Here is a 19,159-nt window from a genome sequence, read left to right as displayed (position 1 = left end):
GTTATTTATAGGGGGAGTGTAATGAATATCAAAAGAATATTATCAGTTTATTTTTCACCAAATGGAAGTACTAAAAAAATAGTAAATAATATAGCTAATAAATTATCTAATGATGTATTAGAAATTGATTTAACTAAATTAGAATCAAGAAATAAAAAAAGAATTTTCAATGAAGATGATTTAGTTGTAATTGGATTTCCTGTGTATGCTGATAGATTACCTATTATATCAAAAGAAATATTTAATAATTTAAAAGGTAATAATACACCTGCAGTTGCAATAGTAAGTTATGGAAATAGAGATTATGGGGATGCTTTACTTGAACTTAAAGAAAATTTAGATAAAATTAATATAAAAGTTATCTCTGCAGCTACTGTTATAGGAGAGCATTGTTTAAATCATAGTGTAGCGAAATCACGTCCTGATAAAGAAGATTTTGATATTTTATATAAGTTTACTAAGGATATAAAAAAGAAAATGTTGACTATTACAGATATAAATAAATTGAATTCTATAAAAATAAAAGGGAATCATCCTTATCATCCTTTAAAAGAACAACCTACTCCTATAGGAGATTCAAATTGTATCCAATGTGGTTTATGTGAAAAAAATTGTCCAGTAAATGCTATAGATAAAATTGACTATAGGAAAACTAATATCGATTCATGTATTTTTTGTGGTAAATGTATAAATATATGTCCTACAAATGCAAGAGATATAAAAGAACAGTCTTTTTTAGAATTTATGAATAAATTAGAATATATAGCAGGAGAGAGAAAAGAAATAGAAACTTTTATATATTGACAAATAAGCATTTAATAATTCTTATAAGAATTATTAAATGCTTATTTGTTTGTTTAAATTGATAATATATGAATGAATTTTATTTATAAAGATAATAATAAAATGAAAATTTAAAATTGTACAAAATGCACAATAAAAAATATTTTTTATATATTTATTGCACATTGGCGGGAAATCATTCAATTGTTAGAATGTAACTAAAGAAATTTAATAGTGAGCAAATTGAAAACATTTGCTTAACATTAAGTTAATATATATTAGGAGGAAGGTTATGAAAAAAAATAAAGTTTTAATTGTTTCATTGGTTTTATTATTATTATTTTCTTCAAGTTTAGCTTTTGGAGCTGACATAGGAGAAGTTGAAGCTCCAACAGGATTTAATGCAGTTATTACAGTAATACCTTTATTAATGATTTTAGGATTATTATTTAAAAGATTTCATATGCTTATAGCTGGACTTGTAGGTGGGATTTTGGCAATGATTATAGGAGGAATATCATTAGCAGAAGCTAATAAGTTCTTCTTAGATGCAGTGCCAAACATGTTATCGATAACAGTACCGATAATAAATTCAGCGATAGCAATGGCTGTATTTAAAGCTGGAAGTTATAATACATCACTTACTTTAGTGAGACGTGCAATAAAAGGTAGAGTAGAATTCTTTGCAGTATTTATAGTTATACTTCAAGCAGCTGCCACATATATGTCTGGTGTAGGTGGAGGTAGTGCAATGGTTATAGCACCACTTGCATTTGCAGCACTAGGAGCAATACCAGAACTTATAGCAGCAATGTCAATAGCAGCAGCAGTATCATTTACTACTTCGCCAGCATCTTTAGAATCAGGAGTAGTTTCAAAATTAGCTAATATTGAAGTTCAAAATTATGTAGAAACTATGAGACCTTATTGGTTAATATTTGTTGGAATAGCAATTATAATAGCATTTGTTGGTGCAAAAAGAAGAGGGATTATATTTAAAGGAGAAGAAGATGAAGAATATAAGAATATGACAAAAAAAGAATTGTGGTTTAATACAATTCCTGCTATATTCTTGTTATTTGCAGTTATCTTTGGACCTATAATAAATAATGCAATAGGAATTCCAATATTATCACCTTTATTCTATACTATTATAACAGTAGCATTAATCGCTATATTTACTAAGTTTAATGTTTCAGAATCAGTAAAGTCATTGGTTGATGGTTCCCAATATATATTAGTTAGATTATTTAATGTAGGTATATTTTTAGGGTTTATAAACATGATTGGAGATACAGGCGCCTTTGCAGTAATAGCAAGTATAGCTGATCAAGTACCAAGTGCATTCACTGTTCCAGCAGCAGTACTTTCAGGATTCCTTATAGGTGTACCAGCTGGAGCTTATGTAGGATCTATATTAACTCTTGTTTTACCAATAGCAGTAGCTTTAAATTTCACACCTTTAGCATTAGGATTTGTAGTTATGGGTGTTGGATTAGGTAGTCAAGTTAGTTTTGTTAATATTACAATGCAAGCTTTATCTTCTGGATTCCAAATACCTATTATTGATGTAGTGAAGGGAAATGCTAAATGGGTTGGAGCTTGTACAGTATTATTACTTATAATTTCATTTATAGCTTAATTAAATAAAGGAGGATATAAATATGGATATTATTTTAAAACAAGTAAGATTAGAAAATAACGAAGATTTAGTAGATGTTGCTATTAATGATGGGAAAATTGTTAAGATAGAAAAAGAAATTACAGAATCAGCATCTAAAGAAATAGAAGCAAATGGAAAAGTTCTTATTCCAGGACTTATAGAAGCACATTTACATTTAGATAAAGCATTAATAGCTGATCGTAAACCTAACAAATCCGGAACATTAAAAGAAGCAATTGAAGTTACAGGTGAATTAAAACCAACTTTTACAAATGAAGATATTGAAAAAAGAGCTAAAGCTACTTTAGATATGCTTATAAAACATGGTGTAACATATGTAAGAACTCAATCTGAATTTGATCCATCAGGAGGATTCGGTGGTTTTGAAACTATAATGAAATTAAAAGAGGAATATAAGGATGTAATAGATATACAAGTAGCTGCTTTTCCTCAGGAAGGAATTATAAAAGCTCCTGGAACATTAGACATGATGCATAAAGCTATGGAAATGGGTGCTGATGCTGTTGGAGGAATTCCATATAATGATACAGATGCAAATGAACATATTGATATTGTTTTTGAATTAGCTAAAAAATATAATAAACCTGTAGATTTACATCAAGATTTTATGGATGATTATGAAGGATCTTCAATAGAATATCTATGTGAAAAGACTATAAAAGAAGGATTCGAAGGTAAGGTTTCAGTGGGTCATTTAACAAGTCTTGGAGCACTTTCTAAAGAGAAACTAGATAAAGTAATAAAAGATATGGCTAAAGCTAAAATAAATGTATTTAGTTTACCAGCTACTGACCTTCATTTAGGTGGTAGGAATGATGAGTATAATGTAAGAAGAGGATTAACTCCAGTAAGAGCATTAAGAGACGGAGGAGTTAATGTTGGAATTGCAACAAATAATATAAGAAATCCGTTTACTCCTTATGGAAATGGAGATATAATTCAAACAGCAATGCTTGCAATACCTACAGCTCATTTAGGTGGTGCTGATGATTTACCTACAGTGTTAGATATGATAACAAAAAGTCCAGCAAAAGCACTAGGGATAGAAGATTATGGTATAAAAGTAGGTAATTCAGCTAATATGGTTTTATTAGATACACAAGAAATAGATAAAGCTATAATAGACTTACCTGTAAGATTATATGTTATAAAAGATGGAAAGATAACAGTTGAAACAACTAAGGAAGTAAAAACATTTTATTAGAAAGTTATCCTCTCAAAATTGAGAGGATAATTTTTCTTCTTGTTATACATTAAAAACATAAGGGTATAATTTATAACAAGAAATGGGGAGATATATGTGAAATTAAAAGATGTACTTAAAATAAAAGAAATAGAAGATCTTAAAGTAATTAGTGGATTTAAAGGTAAAGAACAAGTTATTACAAATATAAATATAATGGATAATCCTGATACAGTAAAATGGCTTCAAAAAGGTGAACTATTACTAACAACTGGATATTTGCTTAAAGATGATAATGAGTTACAAAAATCACTAATAAAAGACTTAAGTGAAAAAGGTTGTTCAGGTTTAGGGATAAAGTTAAAAAGATATATTGATGATCTCCCTAAAATTATGTTAGAACAATCAAAATTATATAACTTTCCTATTATAGCAATTCCTTATAACTACTCTTTATCTCATATAAGTAATTTGATATATAAACAAATTTATAATAAACAAAGAGAATTATTAGAAAAAAGCATAGAGATTCATAAAACACTAACTCAATTATCCTTACAAGGAGGAGGTCTTGATTCTATATGTAGTGAATTAGTAAAAATAGTATCAAATCCTGTTATGATGGTTGATGATATGGGAAAGTTACTTTGTTTTAAGGAAAAACAAGGGACTTTTTTCCCTATAGAAAGGTATTTAAATATAAATAAAAATGAAAGAGTTTTTACTCAAAGTTTAATTGATAATTTACCTTCTAACATACATTCATATAAAAAAGCTATAAAGAAAGAGTATCTATTAGGAGGAAAAAAAATAGCGGTTAGAATACGTCCAATAGCAGGAGTAGGAACGTTACTAGGTTATATTATAATATGGGAAACTGGTAGAAAACTAATAGAATTAGATTACATGGCCATGGAGCATAGTGCAACTATAGCTAGTTTAGAGATTATAAAAAGAAAAGAAATAGAAGCAACAAAATATTCCATAAGAAGAGATTTCTTTGATGATTTGTTAGAAGAGCGAATAACATCAGAAAAGGTTATTGAACACCTTTCAGAAATACATGGATTATATTTAAATAGAAAGTCCGTAGCAGTAGTAATAAAAATAAATAACTATGAAATAGTAAATGACAAAAGCATATTTCAAAATAAAAATACTTTAGCAAGTATTAGAAATACAATTGATAAAGTCTCTAATGCTCTTGCAATAAAGGAAAATAAAAACTTAGTTAGTATTCATAGAGGAAATCAAATTATATTATTTATTCAATTAGATAGAATAAATAATAGTAAATACTCTAAAGATATATCTAAAAAATTTATGGAGAAAGTGTATCATAATTTGAGGTTAAATATAGAGGATATTAATATAAGTATTGGAATAGGTAAATTATATAATAGATTAATAAAACTTGGAGATAGCTTTAAAGAGGCAGTAGAAGCATTAGATATTGCTGAAAAACTAAATTATAAAGGATACTTATTTCAATATGAAGATTTTATGATATATAACTTATTGTCTTCAATAGAAAATAAAAGTGAATTAGAGAGATTTTATAGAAATACTATTTATAGGCTATATGAATATGACAAAGAAAATAATTCGAATTTGGTATCTACATTAGAAGCCTATTTTAAATATAACAATAATATATCAGAAGCTTCTAAAGAGACATTTGTGCATAGAAATACTTTTATATATAGAATGGATAAAATAAAGTCAATATTAAATACGGATTTTAAAGATCAAAATGAATTGTTTGAAATGCAACTAGGGTTAAAAGCAATGAAATTACTAAATGTATAAATTTAATAGTTTATACATTTTGCACAATAATTTTTATTTATTTTATGCACCTTGATAGTGTGAGTTATAGGTGGAAATTTTATAATATGAATATAGGGTTATTTATACCTTTAGTATATACATTTAAGAAAAGGTTTTTTTAAAAAACAAATTATTGTTAATTATTAAATATAAATTGGGAGGTAAATTTATGATTACTAAGAATTTTATAAAAGAAAATTCTTATTATGATTCAGTAACATTAATGACTATTTCAAGTAAAATTTCATCAATGGATGGAGTTAAAAATGCTGCAGTTATGATGGGCACAGACTATAATAAGAACTTAATGAAAGATTCAGGATTACTATTAGAGGAAAATTTAGACTCAGATTCAAACGATATGATAATTGGAGTTATAGCTGAAGATGAAGAAAGAGCACAAATGGTAATTGATGAAGTGGAAAATCAACTTAACAAGAAAAATAATGCATCTATAAGTGGTGAATTAAAAGTTAAGACATTAGATACAGCGATAGAAAAAATAAATGGATTAAATTTTACAGTTATATCTATACCTGGTAAATATGCAAGGGCAGAAGTTGAAAAAGCTCTAGATAATGATTTAAATGTATTATTATTTAGTGATAATGTATCTATAACAGATGAGATTGAATTGAAGGATAAAGCTATAGAAAAAGGTTTATTAATGATGGGACCTGATTGTGGTACAGCTATAATAAATGGAGCTGCATTAGGTTTTGCTAATGTTATTAATAGAGGTAATATAGGTATGGTGGCAGCATCAGGTACTGGACTTCAAGAAACAAGTTGTATAATTGATAAAAAAGGTGCAGGTTTATCACAAGGCCTTGGAACAGGTGGACGTGACTTGAAAGAACAAGTTGGTGGTAAAATGATGATGGTTGGTATAGATGCATTAGCAGAAGATGATGAAACAGAAGTTATTCTTCTTGTATCAAAACCACCAGCAGAGAATGTTATGAAAAAGATACTAGATAGAGTTGAATCTATAAATAAACCAGTAATAGCTTGTTTTCTAGGTGGGGATCCTGAATTAGTTAAAGATAGTAAAGCTATATTTGCTGAAACATTAGAAGATGCTGCAGTTATGGCTGTTAATGCTTCTAAAGGAGAAGAATACCAAAATGTAATATTTGATATGAGTGATGAAGAAATCACTAAAATTGTAGAAAAGGAAATAGCATCTAAAAAAGATGAACAAAAATATATAAGAGCTTTATACACTGGTGGAACTCTTGCTTATGAAGGTATGCTTATAGTAAAGAAAGATGTTGATAATATATATTCTAATATATCACTTAAAGGTACAAAAGAACTAAATAATGTTGATATAAGTGAAAAAAATACATTCTTAGATATGGGAGATGACTACTTCACTGATGGTAGACCTCATCCAATGATTGATCCAAGACTTAGAGTGGATAGAATAGAAGAAGAGGCTAAAGATAATGAAGTATCAGTTATATTATTAGATGTAGTATTAGGATATGGCTCACATGAAGATCCAGCTGGTGAAGCTGTTAAAGCTATTGAAAAAGCTAGACAAATATCAGAAAAAGATGGAAGACATATAACTTTCATATCATCAATATGTGGTACAGATAAAGATATACAAGACTTTGAAGAACAAGAGAAAAAACTTAAAGACGCTGGAGTTATCGTTATGGAAAGTAATGCTCAAGCAGCTAGAATTGCATCTTTAATTATAAATAAATCTCGTAATTTAGGAGGCAAATAATATGGCTAAGGTGAATGATTTATTTGGAAAAGAACTTAAAATTGCTAATATTGGATTAGAAACATTCTATGAAGCAAATAAAGATCAAGAAATAACAACAATACAAGTAGAATGGAAACCACCTGCAGGTGGAGATCCTAAATTAATAGAAATATTGAATAAACTTAAATAAATTACTAGGAGGAAATAGGATATGAAATTTGATATTAATAAAGCAAATGAAGAAGGTATTAAAAGAATGCAGGAAGGTCAGCCTGTATTAGTTGATATAAAATATGCTAAAGATGTGCTACCTGGAATGGAGAAAAATGTTATAGGTCATGCTGGTCCACCGATTGAATGGAAAGATATGACAGGTCCTTTAAAAGGAGCTATTATAGGTGCTGTTAAATATGAAAGATTAGCAGAAAGTGATGAAGAAGCAATAAAATTAATTGAAAATGGTGGAATTAAGTTTGTATCTAATCATAGCATGGGTGCTGTAGGGCCTATGACTGGTATGATAAGTTATTCAATGCCTTTATATGAAGTTAAAAATGAGACTTATGGAAACTATGCATACTGTACATTAAATGAAGGTCTTGGAAAGGTAATGAGATTTGGAGCTAATGGAGATGAAGTAATAGAAAGACTTGATTGGATGGAAAAAAGTTTAGCCCCAGCTATGAAAAAAGCAATAGAAGAAACAGGACCAATAAATTTAAGAGTAATGATGTCACAAGCACTTGCAATGGGTGATGAAATGCACCAAAGAAATATTGCTGCATCTTTATTATTTGGTAAAGCAATAATACCTACTATGGTAAAAGTTCTTGATGATAAGAATGAGTTAGAAAAAATAACATCATTTATTACTGGTAATGAACAATTCTTTTTAAATCTTGCAATGGCAGCTGGAAAAGCTATGATGGATCCAGTGAAAGGGATAGAAGGATGTACATTAGTTACAGCAATGAGTAGAAATGGAACTAATTTTGGAATAAAAGTAAGTGGACTTGGTGAAGAGTGGTTTGAAGCTCCAGTTAAAATGCCTAAAGGATTGTATTTCCCAGGTTATTCAGAAGAAGATGCAAATCCAGATATAGGAGATAGTACAATACTTGAAACAATAGGATTAGGTGGATTTACTATGGGGGCTGCACCAGCTGTAGTTAGATTTGTAGGTGCTGATTCTTCAGAAGCTGCTTTAAATTATACGAGAGACATGTGGGAAATAACATTAGATAAGAGTAATACTTTCCAAATGCCAAACATGGATTTTGCAGGAGCTCCAATAGGTATTGATATTAGAAAAGTTGTAGAACTTGGAATATTACCTACAATAAATACAGGTATGGCACATAAAGAGCCTGGAATTGGTCAAGTGGGAGCAGGTATTGTAGAAGCACCAATGGATTGTTTTGTAAAATCTTTAGTGAAATTTAGTGAAATTGCAGACTAATTTTACAAGGAAGTGTAAATATGAAAAAGAAATTCTGGTTAAAGAATGTCTTAATAGAAAAAGGTTTTGAAAAGGAAAATGGAGAAATAATAGATACAAATACTGAAAATAAAAATTTTTTAATAGAAAATGGTGTAATCAAAAAAATAGAAAATTATATAAGTGAAAAATGTGATGTAGATGTAATAGATGTAAAAGGAAGTCTTGCTTTGCCTTCCTTTGCAGACATGCATATTCACTTAGATAAAGGACACTACGGGGGCCCTTGGAAGGCAAGTACTCCTTTTAAAAGTGTATTCCATAGAATAAAGGAAGAAGAAGAATTTTTAGAAGATTTTTTACCACATACTGAGTATAGAGCTAAAAAGCTATTAGATTTAATTACATCAAATGGTGTTACTCATGCTAGAGTTCAAGGTAATGTAGATCCTATAACTGGAATAAAAAATATTGAAATTGTAAAAAAGGCACTAGAAGATTATAGTGACAAATTAACTCATGAAATGGTAGCATTTCCTCAACATGGATTATTAAGAAGTAATTCTATAAAGGCAATGAAAGAAGCTATGAGAAGTGGTGTAGAAGTTGTAGGGGGGCTAGATCCAGCTACAATAGATAATAATATTAATGGTTCATTAGAAAAAATGATGGATATTGCTGTAGAATTTGATAGTGATGTTGATATACATTTACATGAACCTGGATATATCTGTTTATATACTATGGAAAGATTAGCTGATTTTGTAGAAAAGGCTAAATGGAATGGAAGAGTAACAGTAAGTCATGCTTATGGATTAGGTGAGTTATCTATAAAAGAAATAAATCCTTTAATAGAAAAATTGAAATATTTAGATATTACTATATCTTCTACTTCACCTATTGATGTATCATCTCCTCCTTTATCATTATTATACGAACGTGGAGTAAATATAAACGTAGTAAATGACAATATAAATGATCATTGGTCTCCCTTTGGAACAGGTGATTTGTTACAGAGAGCAAGTAGAATGGCAGAAAAATTTGGCTGGATTGATGAATACTCACTTTCTAGAGCATTAGGATTTATAACTAGAGGCAAAATGCCATTAGATAAATATGGTAGTATTAATTGGCCAAAAGTTGGAGATAAAGCGGATATGGTATTTATAGATTGCGAATCATCAGCTGAAGCTATAGCACGAATTCCAAAAAGAAAAGCAGTAATGTTTAATGGGAGTATTGTTTATGGAATCTTATAAATTTAAAAATGGTTTAAGAAATATTTCTTAAACCATTTTTAATAATATATTTTATGTATTAAACGTCCGAAAACATTATAGCTATTTTATAAATACAGAAAAATTTTTATTGTTTTTAATTAATTTATTTAGTAAAGGTTTGAAAATATTGTACAAGGAGAAAGAGATGAAAAAAAAGAAAACATTAATTCAAAAAATTAAAGCTGCAGGACCTGCTGCAGTTATTACTAGTGCTTTTGTAGGTCCTGGTACAATTACAACTGCTACTAATGCTGGAGTGGAATTTGGATATGCTTTGCTATGGGCAGTTGTATTCTCAGGTGTTTCACTATTTATTATTATGAATATGGCTTCAAGGTTAGCCACAATAGCAAATAAAAATATTATTGAAGCAAGTTTAGAATTATTGCCAGCAAGTAAGATGTGGAAGATACTTGTGATTGGTTTATTTGCAATTGTAATGGGGCTTACTGCTTTAGGATTTGAAGCAGGGAACTTAATAGGTGCAACATCAGGATTTAGTGACATATTTAAACTACCTACATGGTTATCTGCTTTAATTATGGGTCTTTTATGTATTATAGCAATAATATTTACTACTCCTAAAATTATTGAAACTATAATGAAATTTTTTGTTGCAGCAATGGGTATTATTTTTATAATTACTGCAATTATTGTAAGACCAAATATACAAGATATATTAAAAGGTTTTATACCTACAGTTCCATCAGGAGGGATTGTTAATACTATTGCATTAATTGGGACTACTATAATTGCAGTTAATTTAGTTTTTCATTCAGTTGCAAGTTCAGATAAATGGACTAATGAAGAAGATTTAAAAGATTCATATTTTGATACAAAACTCAATGTATCTTTAGGAGTATTAATGACCTTATCTTTAATTATTGTGACATCTTCTCTTTTATACCAATCTGGTATTATAGTAGATACACCTCTAGTATTTTCAAAATCTCTTGAGCCAATTTTAGGAAATTGGGCGAGGATTTTTGGTTCTTTTGGTTTGGTATTTGCAGGATTATCTTCTTCAATAGCTACTCCATATATGACAGGAATTATTTATGGTAAATTATTTAAATGGAATAAAGAAAACGATTTTAGGATAAAAATAGTATCAGTTATTGCTGTTGTAATTGGAACATTATTTGCTATGTTTGGTGCACGCCCAACTCAGATTATTATTTTTGCCCAAGCAACTAGTGGTTTTTTTCTACCTTTTATTGCTATATTATTTGTAATTACATCTAATAATAAAACTTTAGGTAAATATAAAAATAATATTTTTCAAAATGTTATGGGAATGATTTCAGTAGTTGTTACATTTGGATTAGGAATGTGGACTCTTTATAATCTACTTTTTTAATTTATAACGCTAATTTTTTACTTATATGTATTCTCATTATCATTAGATTTTATTATTAATATTACTTATTTATAAAGTTATAAAATTAATATTAAAATATAGTAATCAATACGTTTTAAAATTAATGTAATTGGGTAGTATAATTAGTAAGTTTAAAATGACAAAGGAGGAGTTTTAAATTGAAGATTAAAGCGTTATTAATATCATTAGTGTTGGCAGTTGCACTTTTATCTGGTTGTGGAGATGATAATAATGATACAACAGATGATGTGCAAGATGAACAAACACCTGTAGAAGATGAAGGTGCAACAGATAAAGATACAGTAGATGAAGATACAGATGCTACAACTACTCCATCTATAGTAAATGAAGAATCTGCCTTTAAAGAAGCTATTAGTGCTGATGGTACTTGGATAATAGCAACATTAAATGATTTAACTTTTGAAGAAGATTTAGTAGTAGAAGGAGAATTTTATGATAAAGGAGATTCTGAGAATGAATTATATCGTAAGTTAGCTCCTTATACACAAGATGAAGATCGTAACATTACTGATAGATTCACAATAACAGCTCCAAAATTAACAATCAAAAGTCCAAATACTAATTTTCAAGGTGGAACTTTTGTAGGTGATGTATATGTTGAATCTGATGGATTTACATTATCAGATGCAAAGATAGATGGGAATTTATATTTTTCTACTGAAGAATATAAAAATTCTTTTACACTAGAAACAGAAAGTGAAGTTACAGGAGAAATAAAAGCACAAGAATAAAATAAGGCAATTGGACTTTTATATTCCAATTGCCTTTTCTCTATAAAAGTAAATTATTCTTTATAATTGGAATATAATATATTATATTTTTAAAGTTAAAGGAATGAAATTTTATGATCAGAATGTTTAAAAATAGTTTTAAAGATTTTAAGAAAGTTTATAAGAAATATATTTTATTTGAAATTATACATACTATAATAACTTCTTTTTTATTTGTCCCTATTATTTCATATATAGTTGGAAGGTTATTAATTAAAATAGGTTCTAGATCATTAATTAATAGTGATGTGTTTAAAACAGTTCTTTCATACGAAGGGATAATTGGATTAATATTTATTTCTATATTATTTATTATTTTTATATTTATTGAATATGGAGTATTAATTACAATATCACAAAAACAATATTTTGGTAAAGATATATCTATATTGAATTCATTTGTAACTACTGTTATTAAAATACCTAGGATGTTAAGCTTAGGTATTTTGCCTCTCGTTCTTTTATTGCTTTTATTAACACCATTTGTAGAATTACCTATTTCAAATGTTTTAGCTAAAGATTTAAATTTGCCATTGTATGTAAGAAGAAGTATTATAAATTCTAAATTTGATTTAGTTATATATATTTCAATTTTAGTTTCAGTATTATATATTTTTTTAAGACTGATTTTTACTTTCCATGCTATTATTATTGAAAATAAAACAATATTAAAATCAATAAAGCACAGTTGGAAATTAACTGATGATAGAGAAATAAAAATATTTTTAAAACTAATTTTATACAATGGATTAGTTTTATTCTCTGGTTTTTTGATAGTGTCTTTTATTACATTTATAGCTAATAAACTTGGGTCAATAATAGATAGTAATTATATAGATGAATTATTTATAACTTTTTCAAGTTATATAACCTATATATTTTTATCTATGTTCGTACCTACAAACGTAATATTTTTAACTAGACTGTATTATTCACGCATACAAAGTTTTACATCAAATGTTAGTGATACTTTAAATGCATATAGAAATGACAAATTCAAAAATATGGAAAAAAGATTTTATAAGATTATATATAATAAAAGATATATATTAACTTTTATATTATTTATAGCTATTACAATTACATTTAATGTGAATTACTTTTTTAATAAAGAAACTATATATCTAGGTCGAGATATTATGATAGCTGCTCATAGGAGCAATACTGTAACTACTCCTGAGAATTCCCTTAGCGCAATAAGAACAGCGTTAACTAAAGAGATCAATTATATAGAAGTTGATGTACAACTCACAAAAGATAAAGAAGTAGTGTTATACCATGATATAAGTCTTAGAAGACTTGCAGGCTTAAGTGAAAGTGTATCTCAACTTAATTATAATGAGTTATCTAAAGTTGATATAGGCTCTTCATATTCCAATGAATATGAAGGAGAAAAAATTCCTACATTAGATGAAGCATTAAAGGAAGTAAAAGGTAAGATGAATGTAATAGTTGAATTAAAATCTTATGGTCCTAAAAAAGAGCTAGTAAGAAAAACTATAGAGATAATAGAAAAGAATAATATGGTAGATAGTGTATATATACAATCTTTTGACAATAGACTTCTAAAAATAGTAAGAGATTTAAATCCAAATATAAAAATAGGTCAAGTGATGTATATTGCAGCAGGGGACTTATCTTATTTAGATGTAGATTTTTATACAATTGATCAAAATATGCTTTCTAATAAAATTGTAAGACATGCTAGAGATAATAATAGAAAAATATGGGTATATACTGTTAATAGTGAAACAGATATTAAAGAAGTTTTAAAATATGATATTGATGGTATAATAACGGATTACCCTTTTAAGGTGAAAGAAATTATTGAGTTTAGTTTTTAAATATGTACAGAAATTGATTATATGCTATAATTAAACAATACAAATAAATGAAAGGAGTTCTGCTATGAATAAAATTGCTTTAGTAACAGATTCTACTTGTGATTTACCAAAAGATCTGATAGATAAATATAGCATAAAAATAATGCCTTTAAAAGTAATTTATTCTGATGGTGAATATAAAGATAAAGTTGATATAACACCAGAAGATATATATGAAAGATTTGATGAAGAAATTCCTAAAACTTCTTTACCTTCATTAGGAGATTGTATTGAATTATTTGAAGCGTTGAAAAATGAAAACTATACTCATATTATAGTTACAACTATTTCAGGTGGGCTAAGTGGAACAATAAATATGATGAAAAATGCTAAGGATATAGTAGAAGGATTACAAATAGAAATAATTGATTCTAAATCCTTAAGTATGGGACTAGGTTATCCTGTTTTAGAAGGTGCAAAAGAATTAGAGAGAACTAATGATTATTATAAAACTATTCAAAAGATAAGAAATGTAATATCTAAAACTGAGACATTTTATGTAGTAGAAACATTAGAATATCTAAAAAAAGGTGGAAGAATTGGTAGAGTTGAAGGGACTATAGGAGAGTTATTAAAAATAAAACCAATTATCTCAATAAACAAAGAAGGAACTTATTATACTTATAAGAAAGTAAGAGGAAGAAACAGATCTATAAAATCCTTATATAATATTGTAAAAGAAAAATCACAAAATAATAAAATTAATGTAGCTGTAGCTCATGGTAATGCTTATGATGAGGGAATGAAACTTCTTGATAATATTAAACAACTTAAAAATGTAGTTTCCACCACTTTTACTCAAATAAGTCCTGTTTTAGTAGTGCATACAGGACCAGGATTAATTGGAATAATAATATCTGAAAGAGTATAGAAATTATGACTAATATTATAAACTTTTTTGCTTTTATTGGATTATTAATAATATTACTTTTTATTGTGACATTGATTACTTTTTATCTTTTTAGAAAAAGAAAATTAGATAAAATAAAAATTATTGAGTATGTTTATAAAGAAGAAAAGGCTTTTTCAACACATAATATTAATGAAGCTATATTTAAAGGGAAAAAGTTAAAATATGCTATTAACTTATTGCAAGAATTAGAAAAGGAAAATCTAATTATTAATATATCGACAGATAATAATAGTCTTTGGAAATATAATAACTAGATTTTAGGAGATGTAATATATGAAAAAAATTATATTATTATTATTTATATCTGTTATTATGGTTATATTTATATCATGTGATCAAGAAACTAATATAGAAAATAATATTAAGGATGAAGCTTCTAAAACTATGCCTAAAGGTGTCGAACAAGAGAAAAATATAGACATAAAAAATGTAGATAGAATTGAGATTATAAATAGTAAGAATAATTTTAAAAAATATGTAGCTTCAGATGAAGAAGTTCAAGACATAATAAATGCTTATAATAAAAGTATGATAGATGACATTAATCTTGAAGAAGGTGAAATGAAATTTAAAATATTAATATTCTTTAAAGATAATTCTAAAAGAGTTATTATAGGCTTTGAAAATGAAGAAGAAAAAGTAAAACAAACTGGATATGATTATAATGTTTTAATAGCTCCAGAATTGATAAAATTGATGAATAAGTAGAATAAACATCTAGTAATATTACTAGATGTTTATTTTATCAAATATTTTTCTAAAATAATCCAAAGGTTGTGTGCCTATTACGACTTTTTCGTTATTTATTATAAAAGTAGGAGTAGTATCAATATTTTTTTTAGTTGTTTCTTTTTTATATTCTTTAAGGTTTTCTTCATATTTTATGCTATCTATTGCATTATATACATTTTCTTTTTTCAACCCTACATCTTCTCCAAGTATTGCTAAAACTTCTTTATCATAAATATTTTGACCTTCTCTAAAATTAGCTTCATATACCCTTCTATGAAAATCCTTAAATTTGTTAGAAGTTTCAGCCCATTCAGAAACCTTAAACGCATTATGTGAGTTAGAAGTAAATTCTAAATCATAAATTTCTATATCTACTGTATTTGCCTTTCTTTCTATTTCTTTTTTCATTTTTTCTAATTTTTCTTGACTAAATTTATTTTTAAGAGATGTTCCTTCTTTGGGAGTATCAGGATTTAATTCATAAGGTATCCAGATATCATTGATTGGATATTCTTCTTTTAATTTTTCGACTATACCTAAGCCTATATAACAAAATGGTCAAACATAATCATAATAAATTTTTAATTCTATACTCATAATATCGTCTCCTTTTATTCTTTAATAATATTTTACCCCTATGAATATGTATATAATCAAATTAAAACTTAATTATATAGGGTATATAAATATATAATATAAAAAAGGAGGATATAAATGATTAATCAGGTAAAAGAAATATTTAACAATCCAATTATACAAAAAATAGTAATATCATGTTTAATTATTTTATTTTTAAGTATTATAACTCGGTTTATGAAAAAAAGATTAAATACATATATAAAGCAGTCTGATAATAGATATAAAACTAGAAAATTTATAAATTTATTTTCTTATATTTTAGGAATTATACTTATAGTAATAGTATTTTTAGAAGACATAAGAGGTGTAACCTTAACATTAGGAGTAGCTAGTGCAGGAATTGCTTTTGCCTTAAAAGAAGTTATAGCTAGTGTTGCTGGATTTATAACAATTACAACGGGGGATATGTATAAAGCTGGTGATAGAGTTGAGGTAGGGGGTATCAAAGGAGATGTTATAGATCTTAGCATACTAAGAACGACAATAATGGAAGTTGGAGAATGGGTAAATGGAGATTTGTATAATGGAAGAATAGTTAGGATTGCAAACAGCTTTGTATTTAAAGGACCAGTATATAATTATGCAGGTAATTTTCCATTTTTGTGGGATGAGATAAAAATACCTATTAAATTTAGTTCAGATCATGTATATACTAAAAAGATACTACAAGAGATTTCCAATGAAATAGTTGGTGAATTTACAAAAAAAGCAGAAGAACAATGGGATGTAATGGTTAGAAAATTTTTAATTGAAGATGCAACTACAAAACCAATGATAACTATGGTAATTAATGATAATTGGGTAGAATATACTATTAGATATGTGGTTAACTATAGGAAAAGAAGATATACTAAAGATTTATTGTTTTCGAAAATATTAGAACAAGTAAATGGGAGTAGTAGAAAGATAGAATTTGCTTCAGCTACTTATGAACTTGTTGATATACCAAAGATGGATCTTAATATAAAAAAAGATAAAGAGTAATTCATCTACTCTTTATCTTTTGAAAAATGATATATTTCTAAGGGTGTATTTATTTTCCAAATTTCAGATTTTGGATATTTATGACTTAACTTATCACTTAATTGATGAGTTATATCGATTTTATCAACGAAATGCATAGGGATAAGTAATTGAGGCTTTATAACATCTAGAAAATATTCAGCACTTAAGTAATAATATTCTTCTAGTCGAGGATCTACTGGAACAAATGATATATCTATAACTTTATCTCTTAATAAATCAATTTCTTTCTTGTAATCTTCCTCTTCTTTAAGTCTAGACTTTCTATCATCATTTTTCCAATGCCACCAATTTAAATCACCTGAATGGTATATATTTAATCCATCTGTTTTTACAAAATAAGATAATCCTTTATCTGTTGTACCATATGTTTCTATTAATATATTATCAAATTCTAAGAAAGTATATTGGGATATATAATATAAATTTTCTATTTGTTTATGAATAGATACATCATCACTAATTATAAATTTTATATTTGAGTTTAATTCTTTCAATGAAAATATATCAGGATCAAAATGATCATCATGGGAGTGAGTTACAAAAACATATATTTTTTTTGTAGTATATGAGAGTTTATTATTTAAAGTATTTATATCTAAATTATTATTTTTAATATAATCAAATATCAAAATATGATTTTTAGTTTCTACCATAAAGCTGCTATGAAATATATATGTAATATTTGCTTCTTTTAGGTTCATATTAACATTCCTTTCTTTCTTATTTTATTATTATATACCCAAAAATTTCATTTATATAAATAAATTTAATTAATTACTATGATTATATAACAGATATATGTTAATATTAAATAAATAAAGGATTGAAAGGAAGATTATATGAAAGATTATAAATGTACTGTATGTTCATATATATATAGACCAGAAAGAGGGGATAGAATTAACGATATACCAAAAGGTACAAGTTTTGATGATTTACCTGAAAACTGGAAATGTCCTAGGTGTAATCAACCTAAAATGGCATTTGTAGAAAAAGAGTAGAATAAAAGGAGAATAGCATGATAAAATTAGGAGAGATACAAGAGTTAATAGTAGATAGATTTGCAGCACAAGGAGTGTATTTAAAATCATCAAATGATGATGAAGATGTGGTTTTACTACCTATAAAAGAAGTAAGAGATGATATACAAATTGGAGATATAATAGAGGTATTTGTTTATAGAGATTCAAAAGATAGATTAATATCTACAGTAAAAAAGCCAAAGATAACTTTAGGAGATATAGCATTACTTGAAATAGTAGATAACACAAAGATTGGATCTTTTCTAGATTGGGGATTAGAAAAAGATTTATTTTTGCCATTTACGGAACAAAGGGGTAGAGTTAAAAAAGGAGAAAAATATTTAGTAGGTGCTTATATTGATAAGTCAAATAGATTATGTGCTACTATGAATGTATATGATATGTTAAAAACAAATTCTCCTTATGAAGAAAATGATAATGTTTCTGGAATGGTATATAATTTTAATCCAAATGTAGGACTTTTTGTTGCTATAGATAATAAATATCATGGACTTATACCTAAACAAAAGTTATTTAAAAGATTTGAAATAGGTGAAGCTATAAATGCTAGAGTTGTTAAAGTAAGAGAAGATGGTAAGTTAGAACTATCTTTAAGGGAGAAGGCGTACAAACAAATAGATATAGATGCAGAGAAAATAATGAATAAATTAAGTTTAAATGAAGGATTTATAAATTTAAATGACAAAAGTTCTCCAGAAGAAATAAAAAAAGAATTAGAAATTAGTAAAGCCGCATTTAAAAGAGCAGTAGGGAAATTGCTCAAAGAAGGAAAAATTGAATTTGTTGAAAAAGGAATTACACTTAAAAAATAAATACGACAATTGTCGTAT

The 19,159-nt window shown here is 27.0% G+C and carries 19 protein-coding genes; 17 read left to right on the top strand and 2 right to left on the bottom strand.

The window, feature by feature from the left end; translation table 11 throughout:
* The first annotated feature begins 21 nt into the window (after positions 1-21).
* The 14 genes from E0D94_RS10895 (at position 22) to E0D94_RS10830 (ending at position 15,597) form a co-directional block, all read left to right on the top strand.
* Entirely contained in the window at positions 22-804 is a 783-nt protein-coding gene (locus E0D94_RS10895; RefSeq protein WP_130807593.1) for an EFR1 family ferrodoxin, read from the top strand.
* 271 nt (positions 805-1,075) lie between these two features.
* Positions 1,076-2,425: a citrate transporter gene (locus E0D94_RS10890; protein ID WP_130807592.1), complete on the top strand. Its 1,350-nt coding sequence runs from the start codon at positions 1,076-1,078 to the stop codon at positions 2,423-2,425.
* A gap of 22 nt (positions 2,426-2,447) precedes the next feature.
* On the top strand, positions 2,448-3,671 hold the full coding sequence (locus E0D94_RS10885) for an amidohydrolase family protein (RefSeq protein ID WP_130807591.1): 1,224 nt from the start codon (positions 2,448-2,450) through the stop codon (positions 3,669-3,671).
* A 96-nt stretch (positions 3,672-3,767) separates the two neighbouring features.
* Positions 3,768-5,459, top strand: coding sequence for a PucR family transcriptional regulator ligand-binding domain-containing protein (locus E0D94_RS10880; protein WP_130807590.1), 1,692 nt, complete (start codon positions 3,768-3,770; stop codon positions 5,457-5,459).
* Between the two features lie 190 nt (positions 5,460-5,649).
* Complete coding sequence (gene fdrA / locus E0D94_RS10875) at positions 5,650-7,221, top strand: acyl-CoA synthetase FdrA (protein ID WP_130807589.1); 1,572 nt, start codon at positions 5,650-5,652, stop codon at positions 7,219-7,221.
* A gap of 1 nt (position 7,222) precedes the next feature.
* Positions 7,223-7,393: a fdrA domain protein gene (locus tag E0D94_RS10870; protein ID WP_130807588.1), complete on the top strand. Its 171-nt coding sequence runs from the start codon at positions 7,223-7,225 to the stop codon at positions 7,391-7,393.
* Positions 7,394-7,414: 21 nt separating this feature from the next.
* Positions 7,415-8,662: a YlbE family protein gene (locus E0D94_RS10865; RefSeq protein ID WP_130807587.1), complete on the top strand. Its 1,248-nt coding sequence runs from the start codon at positions 7,415-7,417 to the stop codon at positions 8,660-8,662.
* A gap of 20 nt (positions 8,663-8,682) precedes the next feature.
* The gene (locus E0D94_RS10860; protein ID WP_130807586.1) at positions 8,683-9,900 is read left to right on the top strand and encodes an amidohydrolase; all 1,218 of its coding nucleotides are present in this window, start codon (positions 8,683-8,685) and stop codon (positions 9,898-9,900) included.
* A 166-nt stretch (positions 9,901-10,066) separates the two neighbouring features.
* Complete coding sequence (locus E0D94_RS10855) at positions 10,067-11,281, top strand: NRAMP family divalent metal transporter (protein ID WP_130807585.1); 1,215 nt, start codon at positions 10,067-10,069, stop codon at positions 11,279-11,281.
* A 179-nt stretch (positions 11,282-11,460) separates the two neighbouring features.
* Positions 11,461-12,054: a hypothetical protein gene (locus E0D94_RS10850; protein ID WP_130807584.1), complete on the top strand. Its 594-nt coding sequence runs from the start codon at positions 11,461-11,463 to the stop codon at positions 12,052-12,054.
* Between the two features lie 122 nt (positions 12,055-12,176).
* Complete coding sequence (locus E0D94_RS10845; RefSeq protein WP_165442945.1) at positions 12,177-13,937, top strand: glycerophosphoryl diester phosphodiesterase membrane domain-containing protein; 1,761 nt, start codon at positions 12,177-12,179, stop codon at positions 13,935-13,937.
* Between the two features lie 64 nt (positions 13,938-14,001).
* A complete protein-coding gene (locus tag E0D94_RS10840; RefSeq protein WP_130807582.1) occupies positions 14,002-14,847 on the top strand; it encodes a DegV family protein in 846 nt (281 codons plus the stop codon).
* A gap of 5 nt (positions 14,848-14,852) precedes the next feature.
* Positions 14,853-15,143, top strand: a complete 291-nt coding sequence (locus E0D94_RS10835) for a hypothetical protein (RefSeq protein ID WP_130807581.1) — start codon at positions 14,853-14,855, stop codon at positions 15,141-15,143.
* 19 nt (positions 15,144-15,162) lie between these two features.
* On the top strand, positions 15,163-15,597 hold the full coding sequence (locus tag E0D94_RS10830) for a hypothetical protein (RefSeq protein ID WP_130807580.1): 435 nt from the start codon (positions 15,163-15,165) through the stop codon (positions 15,595-15,597).
* 21 nt (positions 15,598-15,618) lie between these two features.
* On the opposite strand, the gene E0D94_RS10825 is transcribed toward E0D94_RS10830, so the two are convergent.
* Positions 15,619-16,167: a DsbA family oxidoreductase gene (locus tag E0D94_RS10825; protein WP_130807579.1), complete on the bottom strand. Its 549-nt coding sequence runs from the start codon at positions 16,165-16,167 to the stop codon at positions 15,619-15,621.
* Between the two features lie 168 nt (positions 16,168-16,335).
* Here E0D94_RS10825 and E0D94_RS10820 point away from each other — a divergent pair, with 168 nt between their 5' ends.
* Positions 16,336-17,244 carry a mechanosensitive ion channel family protein gene (locus tag E0D94_RS10820; RefSeq protein ID WP_130807578.1) on the top strand — a complete coding sequence of 303 codons (909 nt, stop codon included), beginning with the start codon at positions 16,336-16,338 and terminating at the stop codon, positions 17,242-17,244.
* Between the two features lie 5 nt (positions 17,245-17,249).
* Here E0D94_RS10820 and E0D94_RS10815 read toward each other — a convergent pair whose 3' ends face one another.
* Entirely contained in the window at positions 17,250-17,987 is a 738-nt protein-coding gene (locus E0D94_RS10815) for an MBL fold metallo-hydrolase (RefSeq protein ID WP_130807577.1), read from the bottom strand.
* Positions 17,988-18,125: 138 nt separating this feature from the next.
* Here E0D94_RS10815 and E0D94_RS10810 point away from each other — a divergent pair, with 138 nt between their 5' ends.
* Together E0D94_RS10810 and E0D94_RS10805 are read left to right on the top strand one after the other, a co-directional pair.
* Complete coding sequence (locus E0D94_RS10810; RefSeq protein WP_130807576.1) at positions 18,126-18,287, top strand: rubredoxin; 162 nt, start codon at positions 18,126-18,128, stop codon at positions 18,285-18,287.
* Positions 18,288-18,304: 17 nt separating this feature from the next.
* Positions 18,305-19,141: a CvfB family protein gene (locus E0D94_RS10805; RefSeq protein ID WP_130807575.1), complete on the top strand. Its 837-nt coding sequence runs from the start codon at positions 18,305-18,307 to the stop codon at positions 19,139-19,141.
* Positions 19,142-19,159: the final 18 nt, after the last annotated feature.

The organism is Senegalia massiliensis (assembly GCF_900626135.1).
Lineage (GTDB): Bacteria > Bacillota > Clostridia > Tissierellales > SIT17 > Anaeromonas > Anaeromonas massiliensis.
The sequence above is the reverse complement of the archived record's forward strand: the minus strand, read 5'-3'. Positions and strand labels throughout refer to the sequence as shown.